Raw genomic sequence first — 14,068 nt, 5'->3', positions numbered from 1 at the left:
GCCTCCGAGACGCGAGGGTCTGGTACGTCCCGGCCCGCGCGCCTGGTACCGCGCTGGATTCCGAAGCCTCTGGCTCAACCCACACCGTGGAGCACGTGAACATGGCAAACACCAAGGTCTTCTTCGACATGTCGATTGGTGGCCAGCCCGCCGGCCGCATCGTGATGGAGCTGTTCTCCGACGAAGTTCCCAAGACCGCCGAGAACTTCCGCGCCCTGTGCACGGGTGAGAAGGGCGTCGGCCGCAGTGGCAAGCCGCTGCACTACAAGGGTTCGTCCTTCCACCGCGTCATCCCGCAGTTCATGTGCCAGGGCGGCGACTTCACCGCGGGCAACGGCACGGGCGGCGAGTCCATCTACGGCGAGAAGTTCGCGGACGAGAACTTCAAGCACAAGCACACCGGCCCGGGCTTCCTCTCCATGGCGAACGCCGGCGCCAACACCAACGGCTCGCAGTTCTTCCTCACCACCATCGCGACCCCGTGGCTCGACGGCAAGCACGTCGTCTTCGGCAAGGTCGTCGAGGGCATGGACGTGGTGAAGAAGATTGAAGGCGTGGGCAGCCAGTCCGGCGCGACGCGCCAGCCCGTGAAGATCGAGGACAGCGGCCAGCTGTAATCCGGCCCTCGCCGCGTCTCACCCGGAAGGTCCATCCGTGCCTCGCGCGCGGGTGGACCTTCGCCGTTTCAGGACAGGCCGTGGGACGCGTCCTCGTCCTCCTCCTCTCGCGCCACCTCCGGGCGGGAGGGCTGCGTGGGCATCACGCCGAACGCGCGCAGGAGCTCCAGGGGAATGGGCAGGATGGTGTGGTTGCCACCGCCGGTGATCTCCACCAGCGTCTGCAGGTAGCGCAGCTGGAGCGTGGCGGGGTTGCGGCTGAGCACGTCCGCGGCCTGGGCCAGCTTCTCCGCGGCCTGGTGTTCGCCTTCCGCGGCGATGATCTTCGCGCGGCGCTCGCGCTCGGCCTCGGCCTGCCGCGCGATGGCCCGCTGCATCTCCAGCGGCAGGTCGATGTGCTTCACCTCCACGTTGGAGACCTTGATGCCCCACGGGCCGGTGCGCGCGTCGAGCACCTGCTGCAACTCGTGGTTGATGCGCTCGCGCTGGGACAGGAGATCGTCCAGCTCCACCTGGCCCAGGATGGCGCGCAGGGTCGTCTGCGCGATCTGGCTGGTGGCGTAGAGGTAGTCCTCCACCTGGAGCACGGCCTTGTCCGCCTGCATGACGCGGAAGTAGACGACGGCGCTGACCTTCACGCTGACGTTGTCCTTGGTGATGACGTCCTGCGGGGGCACGTCGCGCGCGACGGTGCGCAGGTCGATGATCACCATGCGTTCAATGAAGGGGATGAGCCAGCGGAAGCCCGCGCGCTTGAGGCCCACGTAGCGGCCCAGCCGGAACACGACGCCGTTCTGGTACTCGGTGACGATGCGCACGCCGGAGATGAAGAGGAGGAACAGCACGGCCACGGGGATGAGCCACCCCAGGGCTCCGAACAGCTCGTTCATGGCATCGACTCCGCGACGGTGAGGGTGAGCCCTTCCACGGCGCGCACCACGACCTGCGCGCCCTCGCGGATGGGAGTGAAGGAGACGGCGCGCCAGCGCTCGCCGTGGACGAACACCTCGCCGCCAGAAGGTGTGACAGGGCCCAGCGCCGTGCCCGCCTCGCCGACGAGGCCCGCGTCGCCGCCCCGCTGCGGCAGCTTGCGCGTCTGGGCGCTGCGGTACGCGATGAAGGCCGCGGTCCCCGCGAACACGAGCGCTGTCGGAAGCATCACGCCCCACGACAGGCGGAAGGACGGCTCCACGAACCAGCCCGGTTCGAAGCGATCCACCAGGAACACGCCGCCCAATATCAGCAGGCCCACGCCCGCGGCCCCCAGGAGGCCACTGGTGACGAACAGCTCCGCGAGGATGAGCCCCATGCCCACGAGCATCAGCACCACGGCGCCCGAGCGCACCGGCAGCGTCGCCGAAGCCATCAACGCCAGCACCAGCGCCACGCTGCCAACGAGCCCCGGTGCCACCGCGCCTGGATGGGACAGCTCCACCACCAGGCCCAGCGCCGCGGTGAGGAACAGCAGGTAGATGATGGAGGGCTGCGCGAGCGCATGCACCACCTGCTGTGACAGCCCGGGCTCCAGGGACACCACGTGGGCATCGCGGGTGGCGAGCGTCACGCTGTCCCCACTGGCCACCTCCACGCGGCGGCCATCCACGGCGTTGAGGAACGCGGCCTCGGTGGGGGCGACGAGCTCCACCACGCGAAGCTCCACGGCGCGGTCCGCGGGAACGCTGGCGCTGTCGCGCACGGCGGCCGCGGCCCAATCCGGATTGCGGCCCCGCTGCCGTGCGATGCCCTCCGCGAAGGCGACCGTGTCGTTCTCCACCTTCCGGGCGAGCTGCTCGCCTCCGCTCTTCTCAACGTCCTGGCCCCCCAAGCCCACGGGATGCGCCGCGCCGATGTTCGTCCCCGGCGCCATGGCGCTCACGTTCGAGGCCAGTGAGATGAACACGCCCGCGCTGCCAGCACGCGCGCCGGAAGGCCCTACCCACACGAGCACGGGGACGCGCGAGCCCAGGAACGCTCGCACCACGGCGCGGGTGGCCTCCAGTGATCCGCCCGGCGTGTCCAACCGAACGAGCAGCGCCGTGGCCCCGCCGTCCTCCGCGCGCTTCACGCAGTCCGCGAGGTACGCGCCCGACCCGGTATCCACCACGCCTTCCAGCTCGCATCGCGCGACGAAGGACGGTGACGCGGGAGCCGCCGGAGCGACGAGGCCCGCGAAGAGGAACGCCAGGAGCCAGCCCCACAGGACGTGACGGCGCCACCTCCTCCTGTCGACGTGCTCCCGCATGTCCGCCCCCGGTGCGCGCACCGTGCGCACACGTACTCGGACAACGATGTGCATTGGCCTTCTGGCGGACCGTGAGTGAAGCCGGGGGCCTGGAGGGCATGCGGGCAGGAGGGGCCCGGCGTCCTGCTTGTGCATCCAATGTTGGACGTTGCAGGGGATGCGCGTTGCTGGAGGAGGACGCACCTCCCTAGGGTCGGCCTCTCGAATTTCTCCCAGGAGGTTTCATGCGCCGTGCCGTGCTGCTCATCGCTGCTCTGGGCCTGACCGCTGCTGGAGCGGTGGCCTGCAAGACCACCCAGCCCGCGGGGACGGACGACCAGATGCCCATCCAGGGCCCGGACACGGCCCGCGAGACCATCCAGAACGTGCCCAACGAACCGGCGGGCCCCGCAGGCCCCGTCAATGCGCCGGACGTGGATGCTGGCACCCCCGGGGGTGGCGAGTAGTCTTCCGCGCCATGACGGCGGAGACCACGGTCTACAGGGCGGAGCGCGTCTGGACGTTGGATCCAGCGCGTCCGCGCGCGGAAGCATTGGCGGTGCGTGACGGGCGGTTGCTCGCGGTGGGGACGCTCGCGGAGGTGCGTGCCGCCGCGGGGCCCACCGCGCGAGAAGTGGACCTGGGCCGGGCCACGGTGGTGCCCGGTCTGGTGGACGCGCATGCGCACCTGCACGGCCTGGGGAAGAGCCTGACCACGGTGCGCCTGGAGAAGGCGCCTTCGGTGGAGGACGTGGTCCAGCGTCTGGCGAAGGCGCCCGCTTCGAGCTTCCAGGGAGACTGGTTGCTCGGCAAGGGGTGGGATCAGAACGAGTGGCCCGGCGCCGCGTTTCCCGGCCGCGCGGAGCTGGATGCGCGCTTCCCCACGACGCCGGTGTTCCTCACGCGGGTGGATCATCACGCGGCCTGGGTGAACGGCGAGGCGCTGCGCCGCGCGGGCATCACGCGGGACACGCCGGATCCGCAAGGAGGCCGCATCCTCCGCGACGCGAGGGGCGAGCCCACCGGCGTCCTCGTGGACAACGCGATGGACGTGGTGGAGGCCGCCATCCCCACGCCCACGCGCGAGCAATTGGAGACCCGGCTGCGAGCCGCGCTGGAGCGTTGCGCGCAGGTCGGGCTCACGGGCGTGCACGACGCGGGCATGGACCTCCACGCGTTCCGCACGTTGCAGGCGTGGGACGCGGCGGGGACGCTGCCCCTGCGCGTGTACGCGATGGCGGCGGGGCAGGGTGAGCAGCGCCACACCTATCTGGAGCAGGGGCCGTGGCAGGGGCGGCACCTGGCGATGCGCTCGGTGAAGTTCCTGGCGGACGGAGCACTGGGAAGCCGGGGCGCGGCGCTGCACGACGACTACAGCGATGAGCCCGGCCAGCGCGGCCTGTTGCTCCTCGCTCCCGAGGAACTCGAGGCCCGGGCGCAGGCCTTCATGGCCCGGGGCTTCCAGGTGTGCATCCACGCCATTGGAGACCGTGCCAATACATTGGTCGTGGACGTCCTCTTGCGAGGCGCGGAGCGGACGGGCACGCAGGCCCTGCGTCACCGCGTGGAGCACGCACAGATTCTGCGGCTGGAGGACATCCGCAGGCTGGGCGCGGCGGGGCTGGTGGCCAGCGTGCAGCCCACGCATGCGACCAGCGACATGCCCTGGGCGGAGACGCGGCTGGGGCGCGAGCGGCTCAAGGGCTCATACGCGTGGCGCACGTTGAAGGACGCGGGCGCGCACCTGGCGCTGGGCAGCGACTTCCCCATCGAGAATCCGGACGTGCTCGCGGGGCTCTACGCGGCGCGCACGCGGCAGGACGCGAAGGGCTGGCCGGAAGGTGGCTGGTATCCGGAAGAGCGCCTGAGCGCGGCGGAGGCGCTGGAGGGCTTCACGGTGGGGCCCGCGTGGGCGTCCTTCGAGGAGGCTCGGCGCGGAAGGCTGAAGCCCGGCCTGGACGCGGACTTCGTCGCGCTGTCCGCGGATCCGCTGGAAGGGCCCGCTTTCGAGTTGGTGGACGCGCGCGTGCTGGCCACGGTGGTGGCGGGCGCGGAGGTGTTCCGGGCAGCGGAGTGAGCCTCAGCCGCCGAAGATGTGCGAGCGCGCGGCCTCGGCGATGGCGACGACGGCGGGGTGGCGCAGGCGGCGCTCCACGGTGATGGCGTAGAAGCACTGCTCGATTTCGTCGGTGTGCCCGATGGCGGTGACGTTGAACTGCCGTTGCACCTCGGCGTCGATGATGGAGGGCATGGCGAAGATGCCGTGGCCCTTCTGTCCGAAGGCCTGGAGCAGCGCGCTGTCGTCGAAGTCACCCGCGATGAGGGGCCGGATGCCGAGCCGCTCGAACCACAGGTCCAGCGAGCGGCGCACCGAGGACTCCTCCGACGGCAGCAGCATGGGCGCGCCGTCGAGCGAGCGCGGGAAGTCCTTGCGCAGGTGCGCGAGCGGCTGGGCCGCGAAGAACGTCACGCCGCACTTGCCCAGCAGGTGGTTGAAGGACCGGACGCTGACGGGCTCGGAGCCGGGGGCGTCCGCGAGCACCACGTCCAACTCATGCAGCGCCAGCTGTGCAAGCAATTGGGGCAGGGGGCTCTCGCGGCAGATGATGCGCAGCGAGGGGCCCGCCTCCAGCGCGGGCTTGAGCAGCTGCTCGGCGACGAGCTTGGGGATGACGTCGAGCACGCCGACGTTGAGGCGCAGCTGCTGCCCGGTGGGCAGGCCGGAGACGACGTTCTTCAGCTCGTTGCCCAGGCGGAAGATCTCATCCGCGTAGCGCATGACGGTGCGGCCCACGTCGGACAGGACGAGCTTGCGGCCCTTGCGCTCGAAGAGCTGGTGGCCCAGCGACTCCTCCAGCAGCTTGATCTGGGCGCTGATGGTGGGCTGGGCGAGGCGCAGCTCCTCACTCGCCTTGGCGATGCTGCCCGCCCGCGCAACCGTCCAGAAATACAGGAGATGGTGGTAGTTGAGCCACGCCATGACTTAGGTTTAACCGAAGGGTTTCATCCAAACTAGCTCATTTTTTTAAGAGTCGCGGCCGCTTATCTCTATCCCCGTCACCGCGCGATGGGTGCGCGGGGGATTGATTGGGGAGGTTGCGTTCATGGAAGCCATCTACGAGGAGCGCGAGTCCACGGTGGAGCTTGTCGGGGCCGAGGTGGACTCGGCCGAAGTGGAGATGCGGGTGCGGGGGCACCTGGAGCTGGTCCGCCGGCTGGCCTGGAAGTACCGCTGGACGGGCCTGTCGCTGGAGGAGCTGATGTCAGAGGGCAACGTCGGCCTGGTGGAGGCGGCGCGCCGGTTCGAGGAGCGGGGTGTGCCGTTCGGCGCCTACGCGCAGCAGTGGATCCGCGCGCGCATCCGGGCGTACGTGTCCCGCACCTGGAGTGTGGCGGGGGGCCGCGCGCCGTGGATCGTCTTCCAGCTGAGGCGCGAGCGTGCGCGGCTGGAGGCCCGTTGGGGCGAGGGCCACCCGGAAGTGACGAAGCGGCTGGCCGAGGCGCTGGGCAAGCGGGAGGAGGAGGTGGCGCGGGGGTCGGACGCCCTGGCGAAGGACGTGTCGTTGAACGCGCCCTTGGGGTGGGAGGGGGACGTGACGCGACTGGACATGCTGGAGTCGGACGAGGACTCGGCGGAGGAGCTGGCGGACCGGGGCGCCTGGGCGGAGAAGCTGCACCAGAGCGTGGCGGAGGCCTGGCCGGAGCTGGACGCTCGGGAGCGGGCGCTGGTGAAGGAGCGGATGCTGGCGGAGGACGGGGTGAGCGCGGAGTTCCTGGCGAAGCGCTTCGGGGTGACGGCGGTGCGCATCCGGCAGATCGAACAGGGGCTGCGCCAGAAGCTGCGCCAGAAGCTGACGGCGGGGTGCACGGCCTGGGACAGCGAATCGCCCCGGCTGGCGGCCTGAGTGTCGGGCGAGGGGGAGGGCTGGCGGAAAGAGGTTGACGGCGCGAGCCAGGAACCGTAAATCGGCGCTGCCGCTCGCGGTGCGCGGTACGCCCAAGTAGCTCAGTCGGTAGAGCAGGGGACTGAAAATCCCCGTGTCGGTGGTTCGATTCCGCCCTTGGGCACACCAGTAAGAAGAATCTGAAGGGCGTCGGACTCCGGTCCGGCGCCCTTCTTCTTTTCATTGCCCGCGCTGGCGGGCGGCGTCGCTACGGGGGGCTGATGCGTCCGGGGGCGCCATTGGCGCCGGCCACGGTGTGGCAGGAGCCGCAGGCCCCGGTGCCCTGCGCGGTGTTCATGGCCCACTGGGTGCCACCGTGGGTGACGCGGGCGGTGTAGGGGAACGCGAAGTCCTTCGCGTCTCCAGCCTTGAGGAAGAAGTTGCCGGAGGCATTGGCCGTCAGTGGGTAGGTCTTCTGATTGGCGTCGGTGATGACGACCTGGGCGCCCTCGAGGCCCGCGCAGTCGTCCGCCTCGTGCGCGGTGGCCAGGACGGTCCCCGCCACCACGAACTTCGGCCCCTCGCCCCGGTCCGCATGACATTGGATGCAGTTGCCACCGGGATGCATCAGGGCGTTGCCGCTGTCGCCGCCCGTCCACTTCATGCCCGTGGAGCACTCGGAGGTGCTCACCGCCTCCAGGCTGCCTCCGCCGCAGCCCGTGACAAGACCACCAAAAGCCAGACACAGCATGAGTATCGGGGGAATGCGTTGAGACATGTGTCACCTCTGGAAGGACTGTGTTTCATTCGAGGACTTCACCTCCTCGCTGTCAACGGCACTCCCGGTACGGGGGCCCGCGGGGCAGGTTGGGAATACGGGAGGCAGCTCGTGGTTCATCCGGGTCGTGCCTTCGTTGGTTCCAGGAGCCTTGCGTGCGGTCCCTCCGCGTCCCGGGTGCACATCCGGGCGCGACGCGGTAGATGGGAGTCCCGGAGGAACATCAACGCAATGGACGCGAACGTGGTGGCGGAGCTGGAGAAGGCGGGCGTGAAGGTGGAGGACCCCATGCGCTTGTTCATCCCCGTGGAACGGGACGAACAGGGCCAGGTGAAGCCCGTGGGCGACGAGGTGCCCGTGCGCTTCGGCGACGTCACCGCCCACGTGCGCCTGCAGCCCGTCTCCGCGCTGTGGACCGGGAACAAGCAGCCCCCCGACTTCACCCGGCCGCCCTTCCCCGAGTACGAGCCGTTCTTCTTCCTCATCGAGGCCACCGCCGCCGGCTTCTGCCGCGACACGCGCCACGCGGAGGTCGACCAGGAGTTCTCCCAGCTCTACCGCCACCTCGCGCGCCGGCCCGACGGCCATCACAAGAACCCGCTCTTCTCCTACCTGCGCGCCGCCGCCCGCCTGTACCTGTCCCTGCGCGACGTCAGCCAGGCGGAGTACGAGGCCGTCGCCCAGCGGCTCCACCAGTCCGCCAAGCTGCACGCGGGCCACATCGGCAGCACGAACTACTTCCAGGCCGTGCTGCGGCAGGTGCTGGGCGCGTAGCCCCGCGAGCGGGAGCGGCTGCGGGGAGCGCATGCCCGGCCGGCAGGCGTCCCCTCGCGGAGGGCCCGGCGTGACGACTTGAGGGTAGGGCTCGTCGGAAGACCACCCCATGGGTAGTTTTCCCATGCGATGCCCGGCCTCCCCTCGTCGCCAGCCCCTTCGCTCCAGCAGCGGCTCACGCGCAAGCATCTCCACGAACTGGCCGACCGGGAGCTGCTCGTGCAAGCCCGGAGGTGGCTCGTCCGGGACGCGGTGGACGTGGGGCCCCCTTTCCCGGACTGTGTGGCGGGGACCGTCTCCGACGGCCACGGGCGCACGTTCGAAGCATCCCTCTGCGTGGACCCTGGCTCCGACGGGTTGATGCTGGAGTGTCAATGCGACGCCTACTGGAACGAAGGGGTCTGCTCGCACGCGGTCGCGGTCTGGCTCGCGTGGCTCCAGTCCTCCGCTCCCCATGAGCGGAAGCCCGCCTCCCCGCGCCTCGCGAAGGCCTCGTCGCGGCCCGCCACTTCCGACGCCCTCCAGGCGTGGCTCGTGGAGCACCACGTGGAGCGTGCCCGGACCGTGCCCCTGGCCGTGCTGGCGTCCCTGGTGCCCGACTCCGTCACGCGCCACGCGCGCTCCGCGCTGCGCAAGGCCACGGTGGTGGATGCGCTGGGGGGCACCTCGAAGCTCCGGCGTTTGAGGGGCAGCGAGCAGGACGCGCTCGCGGAGGCCGCCTGGCGCTGGGTGCGTGACGAGGCAGGGCGCGTGTCGCGGGGGCTGGCCCGTGAAGCCTCCACGACGCCGTTGCCTCCCCAGATGGACGACCGCCTCGCGCCGCTGCGGGATGCGCTCGTGCGGAGCCGCGCGCGGATCCGCGCCGAGGCCATGCCCCGGCTGCTGTCGCCCGCACCCAGGGCCATCCTCCAGGAGGCCCTCTTGCGGCTGCTCGTGAAGGAGCCGGAGCTGGCGGCATGGGAGCCTTGTGACGCGTGCGGCGCGGAGGAGGACGGGGGCGCCGTGGTGCTCGACCCTCGCGCCATGATGGAGGGCCGCCCCGGCCTGTGCTGTCCGTGCTCGCCCAGGGCGGAAGAGGCTTCCTGTGTCCACGCATTGACCGCCGTGGACGCGGCGCTGGCGTTCCTGGTGCTTCCGAAGCACGCCGCTGTCGCCGCGAGGCTGGCGGAGCTGTTGTTCGAAGTGCCGGGCCGTGCGCTCCTGTCCGCGCTGGAAGGGTCTCTCCTGGCGCAGGCGGTGCACGACGCTCCGGCGACCGGTGACTTCGTCACCTTCCGGCTGGAGCCCGAACCCCCGCGCGGCTGGCGGCTCCAGCCCTACCTGCACGTGCCCTCGAAGAGGGGCGGCCTTTCCCAAGGCCGCGCCGTCACCTGGTACGACCGCGACAAGGCGCTCCGGACGCTTCAGGATCCGGACGAACGCCATGCCTGGTCGCTCCTCGACGCGGAGGAGCGCATGGACCGGAACGGCGCGTACCTGGGAGACGGCCTCGGGGACGGCGCGTCGTACACGCTGCTGCTCCAGGCCCTGCGCTCGCTCGCGCACAGCCCCCGCCTCCGCCTGGCCGGCGCTCCGGACGCGGCCGCGCGGGTGCGGGAAGCGCCGCTGGGCTTCGCCCTGGAAGAGGACGCAAAGGCCCTGCGCCTGCGGCCTGCGGTGGACGGACGCCCCGTGCCCCCGGAGGCCCTGACGCCACCTCCCGGTGGGCCGGAGGCTCCCCAGCCCTGGCTGCTTGTGGAGCCCGGCGGGCCGAGCGTCACCCTGGTGTCCGTTCCCCCGGGCGCGGTGCCCCTGCTCGAGTCCCTGGCGCGCCACGGCGTCTATGTGTCCGAACACCAGCGCGAGGCGTTGCTGGGCCACCTCTCCGCGCTGGAGGCGGCCTTCCCCGTGGCGCTGCCGCCGTCCCTGGAGCCCCGCCCCGTGGAGGCCAGCCCGGGCGTGCTGGTGCGGCTGCGCGCGGTGGAGGACTCCGCGCTGGAGGTTTCGCTCCTCGTGAGGCCGCTCCCGGAGGCAGCTCCACAGCCCGTGGGCGAGGGGGCTCCCGTGGTCCGGGGCCAGCGCGGCAATGAGCGCGTCATGGTCCGGCGCGCCCTGGATGCGGAGCGCGCGCAGGCGGACGCGCTCCTCACACGTCTGTCATTGCCGGCCGGGATGTATCACTTCACGCGTGACACCGCGGAGGACGCGCTTCAGCTCCTGGAGGCACTGGAGCCGCTCACGGGCCCGGAGGTGCGCGTGGAGTGGGCGGAGCAGCCGTGGACGGTGACGCGCGTGGAGACCGCGGACGTCCGGGTCCAGGTCCTGCGGGAGCACGACTGGTTCGGCGCGAAGGGGGGCGTGGAGCTGGATGGCGCGCGTGTGGAGCTGGCCATCCTGCTGGAGGCCGTGCGCCGCCGCCAGCGCTACGTCCCGCTGGGGAAGGGGCGCTGGATGCGCCTCACGGATGCGCTACGTGAGCAGCTGACCCCGCTCGCGGACGTAGCGCATCCGGGACGGAAGGGGCTGGAGGTGAGCGCCGCGGCGGCGCCCGTGCTGGACACGCTGGAGAAGGCCGGCGTGAGCGTCCAGGCGCCTCCGGACTGGCGCCGGCTGGCGAAGCGCATCCACGACGCCCACGCGCGTCCGGTGCGCGTGCCCCGGGGCTTGAAGGCGGAGCTGCGCGACTACCAGCGCGAGGGCTTCGTGTGGCTCGCGCGGCTGGCGTCGTGGGGCGCGGGCGCGTGCCTGGCGGATGACATGGGATTGGGCAAGACGGTCCAGGCGCTGGCCCTGCTGTTGTCCCGCGCGGCGGACGGGCCCGCGCTGGTGGTGGCGCCCACGTCCCTGCGCGGCAACTGGGTGCGCGAGGCCGCTCGCTTCGCGCCATCGCTGCGCGTGCACGTCTGGCAGGACGCGGACCGCGACGCCCTGCCGTCCCTGCTGGGGCCCCGGGACGTGCTGATCATCAGCTACGGCCTGCTGGCGAGGGATGCCACGAAGCTCGCGGACGTGACCTTCGCCACGCTGGTGGTGGACGAAGCGCAGGCAGTGAAGAACCCGGACACCGCGAGGGCCCGCGCGCTGCGCACCGTGAAGTGCGAAGCCCGCGTGGCCCTCACCGGCACTCCCGTGGAGAACCGCCTGTCCGAGCTGTGGAGCCTCTTCCACCTGCTCTTCCCAGGCCTGCTGGGCGGGCGTGAGTCCTTCCACGCGCGGTTCGCGGTCCCCATCGAGCGGGACCGGAACGCGGACGCCCGCGCATCCCTGGCCCGGCTGGTGCGTCCCTTCCTCCTGCGCCGCACCAAGGCCCAGGTGGCGCGCGAGCTTCCTCCGCGCATGGACACGGTGGTGCCCGTCACCTTGTCGCCTACCGAGCGGCGTCTGTATGACGACGTGCGGCTCGCGGCCCTGGCGCGACTGGGCGAGGGAACTCCTGGTGGAGACCAGCGCTTCGAGATGCTGGCCGCGCTCACCCGGCTGCGGCTGGCCGCCTGTCATCCCCGCCTGGTGGATCCGGACACGGGGATGGCCTCCTCCAAGCTGGAGCGCGTCCTGGAGCGGGTGGATGAACTGCTGGCGGAAGGGGGCCGCGCGCTCGTCTTCAGCCAGTTCGTGCGCCACCTGGCCCTGGTGCGCGACGCGCTGGAGGCGCGGGGCATCACGTTCCAGTACCTGGACGGGCGGACACCCGCGGCGGAGCGGCAGGCGCGCGTGGAGGCCTTCCAGCGGGGAGAGGGGGCGCTCTTCCTCATCTCGCTCAAGGCGGGCGGCACCGGCCTCAACCTCACCGGCGCCGACCACGTCCTCCACCTGGACCCGTGGTGGAACCCCGCCGTGGAGGACCAGGCCTCGGACCGGGCCCACCGCATCGGCCAGACGCGCCCCGTCACCGTGACGCGGTTCGTCTCCGAAGGCACCATCGAGGAGGCCATCCTCGCCCTTCACGCGGAGAAGCGGGACCTGGCGGACAGCCTGCTTTCGGAGGCGGACGGCGCCGCCGCGCTGTCACCGGAGCAGCTGCTGGGACTGCTGCGCTTCGGTGCGGGGCCGCCCGGGGATTGAGCCGGAGCCTCCACGCCCGGGCGCTGCGTTTCTGGAATAGGGTGCGCTGCCGCCCGTTCCCGGGCGCCGCCGTGGTCCCTCCCCAGGAGCAAGGATGTTCCGTCCACCGTTGTCGTGGTTCGCCTGTCTGGCCCTCCTGGGTGCGCCCCAGGCCGGGGCCCAGGCCGTCTCCGAGCCGTCCGCGAAGCCCGCCGCCGCCTCCACCCCCGCCGCGAAGCCAGGCTCCGACATCCAGGCCCGCACGCTGAAGAACGGGCTCACCGTCGTGGTCTGGCCGGACCACGACATCCCCAACGTGGCGCTCGCCAACTGGTTCCGCGTGGGCAGCCGCAACGAGCGCCCCGGCATCACCGGCCTGTCCCACTTCTTCGAGCACATGATGTTCAACGGCGCGAAGAAGTACGGCCCCGGTGAGTTCGACCGCGTCATGGAGGCCAACGGCGGCGCCAACAACGCCTTCACCTCCGAGGACGTCACCGTCTACCTGGACTGGTTCCCGGCCTCCGCGCTGCCCCTCATCCTGGAGCTGGAGCAGGACCGGCTCCAGTCGCTCGCCTTCGACCCCAAGGTCATCGAGTCCGAGCGCGGCGTCGTCTACTCCGAGCGCCGCTCCGGCGTGGACAATGACAACGGCGGCGCGCTGCAGGAGCAGATGCAGGCCACCGCCTTCGTCGCGCACCCGTATCAAATCCCCGTCATCGGCTGGCCGTCCGACATCGAGTCCTGGCGCATGGAGGACCTCCAGCGCTACTTCAAGACGTACTACGCCCCCAACAACGCCACGCTCGTCATCGCGGGCGACGTGGAGCCGGCGCGTGTCTTCGAGCAGGTGGAGGCCACGCTCGGCACCATCCCCTCGCAGCCCGCGCCGGAGCCCGTGCGCACGAAGGAGCCCGAGCAGCAGGGCGAGCGGCGCATCGTCGTGAAGCGGCTGGCGCAGTCCCCGCTGCTCCAGGTCGCCTACCACGGCCTCGCCGCCAACGACCCGGACGCGGAGACGCTGGAGCTGCTGGGCCTCATCCTCACCCACGGTGACTCGTCGCGCCTGCACCGCAAGCTGGTGGATGAAGCGCGCGTGGCCATCCGCGTCCGCGGCACCACCGCCGGCGGCTTTGACCCGACGCTCACGTGGTTCTACGTGGACCTGCCGCCGGGCGGCGACCTGGCGAAGACCGAGGCGCTCCTCACCGCGGAGCTGGCCCGCGTGGCGAAGGACGGCGTCACCGACGCGGAGCTGAAGAAGGCGCGCAACGTCGCCCTGGCCACCTTCTGGCGCAAGCTGGAGACCAACGACGGCCGCGCCCGCGAGCTGGGCAACGCCGCCACCTTCCGAGGTGACTGGAAGGCCCTGCTCGACGCGCCCACGCGCTACGAGAAGGTCACTCGCGACGGCGTGAAGGCGCTGGCCGCCCGCATCTTCAACCCCGACCACCGCACGGTGGGCTGGCTCGTCCCCACCACGCCTTCCGCCACCCCGGCCCGCCAGGAGGCCGCGCGATGAGTGCTTCCTTCCGACTTCGTTCCGCCAGGCCTCACGCGACCCGCGTCCCCCCCCGTCCTGACCCGAGCAGGCCTCACCCGATGCTGACACCCCGCCCGCTGCGCTCCGCCCTCGCCGCGCTGCTGTTCGTCTCCGCGTGCGCGACCACGCAGGCGCCCGCTCCCGACTCCGCGCCCGTGCAGCCTCCCCCGGCGCCGGAGGCCTCGGCGCCGGGGGAGGCTGCACGGGCGCGGAGTCGGGAGCGGGCGCCTG

Annotated in this window: 11 protein-coding genes and 1 tRNA gene; 8 read left to right on the top strand and 4 right to left on the bottom strand. The window is 71.3% G+C overall.

What is annotated here, in order from left to right:
• Window positions 1–101 precede the first annotated feature (101 nt).
• Window positions 102–617, top strand: a complete 516-nt coding sequence (locus tag D7W79_RS05845) for a peptidylprolyl isomerase (RefSeq protein ID WP_120524361.1) — start codon at window positions 102–104, stop codon at window positions 615–617.
• A gap of 68 nt (window positions 618–685) precedes the next feature.
• On the opposite strand, the gene D7W79_RS05840 is transcribed toward D7W79_RS05845, so the two are convergent.
• Both D7W79_RS05840 and D7W79_RS05835 read right to left on the bottom strand, forming a co-directional pair.
• Window positions 686–1,507, bottom strand: a complete 822-nt coding sequence (locus D7W79_RS05840; RefSeq protein ID WP_120524334.1) for a slipin family protein — start codon at window positions 1,505–1,507, stop codon at window positions 686–688.
• On the bottom strand, window positions 1,504–2,859 hold the full coding sequence (locus D7W79_RS05835) for an NfeD family protein (RefSeq protein WP_120524360.1): 1,356 nt from the start codon (window positions 2,857–2,859) through the stop codon (window positions 1,504–1,506). The genes D7W79_RS05840 and D7W79_RS05835 overlap by 4 nt, the downstream gene beginning before the upstream one ends.
• 224 nt (window positions 2,860–3,083) lie before the next feature.
• Here D7W79_RS05835 and D7W79_RS05830 point away from each other — a divergent pair, with 224 nt between their 5' ends.
• Both D7W79_RS05830 and D7W79_RS05825 read left to right on the top strand, forming a co-directional pair.
• Window positions 3,084–3,305, top strand: a complete 222-nt coding sequence (locus D7W79_RS05830) for a hypothetical protein (protein ID WP_120524333.1) — start codon at window positions 3,084–3,086, stop codon at window positions 3,303–3,305.
• Between the two features lie 11 nt (window positions 3,306–3,316).
• Window positions 3,317–4,915: an amidohydrolase gene (locus D7W79_RS05825; protein WP_120524332.1), complete on the top strand. Its 1,599-nt coding sequence runs from the start codon at window positions 3,317–3,319 to the stop codon at window positions 4,913–4,915.
• A 3-nt stretch (window positions 4,916–4,918) separates the two neighbouring features.
• Here D7W79_RS05825 and nhaR read toward each other — a convergent pair whose 3' ends face one another.
• Window positions 4,919–5,818, bottom strand: a complete 900-nt coding sequence (gene nhaR, locus D7W79_RS05820; protein WP_120524331.1) for a transcriptional activator NhaR — start codon at window positions 5,816–5,818, stop codon at window positions 4,919–4,921.
• Window positions 5,819–5,942: 124 nt separating this feature from the next.
• Between nhaR and D7W79_RS05815 the strand changes: the two genes are divergently transcribed.
• Together D7W79_RS05815 and D7W79_RS05810 are read left to right on the top strand one after the other, a co-directional pair.
• The gene (locus D7W79_RS05815; protein ID WP_120524330.1) at window positions 5,943–6,743 is read left to right on the top strand and encodes a sigma-70 family RNA polymerase sigma factor; all 801 of its coding nucleotides are present in this window, start codon (window positions 5,943–5,945) and stop codon (window positions 6,741–6,743) included.
• 90 nt (window positions 6,744–6,833) lie between these two features.
• Window positions 6,834–6,906, top strand: a tRNA-Phe gene (locus D7W79_RS05810).
• 84 nt (window positions 6,907–6,990) lie between these two features.
• Here the strand turns inward: D7W79_RS05810 and D7W79_RS05805 are convergent.
• Window positions 6,991–7,413 carry a hypothetical protein gene (locus tag D7W79_RS05805; protein WP_120524329.1) on the bottom strand — a complete coding sequence of 141 codons (423 nt, stop codon included), beginning with the start codon at window positions 7,411–7,413 and terminating at the stop codon, window positions 6,991–6,993.
• Between the two features lie 318 nt (window positions 7,414–7,731).
• Here D7W79_RS05805 and D7W79_RS05800 point away from each other — a divergent pair, with 318 nt between their 5' ends.
• The 3 genes from D7W79_RS05800 (at window position 7,732) to D7W79_RS05790 (ending at window position 13,816) form a co-directional block, all read left to right on the top strand.
• Entirely contained in the window at window positions 7,732–8,274 is a 543-nt protein-coding gene (locus D7W79_RS05800) for a hypothetical protein (protein ID WP_120524328.1), read from the top strand.
• Window positions 8,275–8,403: 129 nt separating this feature from the next.
• Window positions 8,404–12,315 carry a DEAD/DEAH box helicase gene (locus tag D7W79_RS45660; RefSeq protein WP_276375046.1) on the top strand — a complete coding sequence of 1,304 codons (3,912 nt, stop codon included), beginning with the start codon at window positions 8,404–8,406 and terminating at the stop codon, window positions 12,313–12,315.
• 94 nt (window positions 12,316–12,409) lie between these two features.
• Window positions 12,410–13,816: a M16 family metallopeptidase gene (locus tag D7W79_RS05790; protein ID WP_120524327.1), complete on the top strand. Its 1,407-nt coding sequence runs from the start codon at window positions 12,410–12,412 to the stop codon at window positions 13,814–13,816.
• The last annotated feature ends 252 nt before the right edge of the window (window positions 13,817–14,068 follow it).

The sequence above is a fragment of the Corallococcus exercitus genome (assembly GCF_003611585.1).
In the GTDB taxonomy this organism is placed as follows: Bacteria; Myxococcota; Myxococcia; order Myxococcales; family Myxococcaceae; genus Corallococcus; species Corallococcus exercitus.
This window is presented reverse-complemented; position numbering and strand designations above follow the sequence as displayed.

Excerpts from the sequence above, each read along its gene's own strand:
- D7W79_RS05845 (WP_120524361.1), top strand. The coding sequence starts at position 102 with ATGGCAAACACCAAGGTCTTCTTCGACATGTCGATTGGTGGCCAGCCC.
- D7W79_RS05840 (WP_120524334.1), bottom strand. The coding sequence starts at position 1,507 with ATGAACGAGCTGTTCGGAGCCCTGGGGTGGCTCATCCCCGTGGCCGTG.
- D7W79_RS05835 (WP_120524360.1), bottom strand. The coding sequence starts at position 2,859 with ATGCGGGAGCACGTCGACAGGAGGAGGTGGCGCCGTCACGTCCTGTGG.
- D7W79_RS05830 (WP_120524333.1), top strand. The coding sequence starts at position 3,084 with ATGCGCCGTGCCGTGCTGCTCATCGCTGCTCTGGGCCTGACCGCTGCT.
- D7W79_RS05825 (WP_120524332.1), top strand. The coding sequence starts at position 3,317 with ATGACGGCGGAGACCACGGTCTACAGGGCGGAGCGCGTCTGGACGTTG.
- nhaR (WP_120524331.1), bottom strand. The coding sequence starts at position 5,818 with ATGGCGTGGCTCAACTACCACCATCTCCTGTATTTCTGGACGGTTGCG.
- D7W79_RS05815 (WP_120524330.1), top strand. The coding sequence starts at position 5,943 with ATGGAAGCCATCTACGAGGAGCGCGAGTCCACGGTGGAGCTTGTCGGG.
- D7W79_RS05800 (WP_120524328.1), top strand. The coding sequence starts at position 7,732 with ATGGACGCGAACGTGGTGGCGGAGCTGGAGAAGGCGGGCGTGAAGGTG.
- D7W79_RS45660 (WP_276375046.1), top strand. The coding sequence starts at position 8,404 with ATGCCCGGCCTCCCCTCGTCGCCAGCCCCTTCGCTCCAGCAGCGGCTC.
- D7W79_RS05790 (WP_120524327.1), top strand. The coding sequence starts at position 12,410 with ATGTTCCGTCCACCGTTGTCGTGGTTCGCCTGTCTGGCCCTCCTGGGT.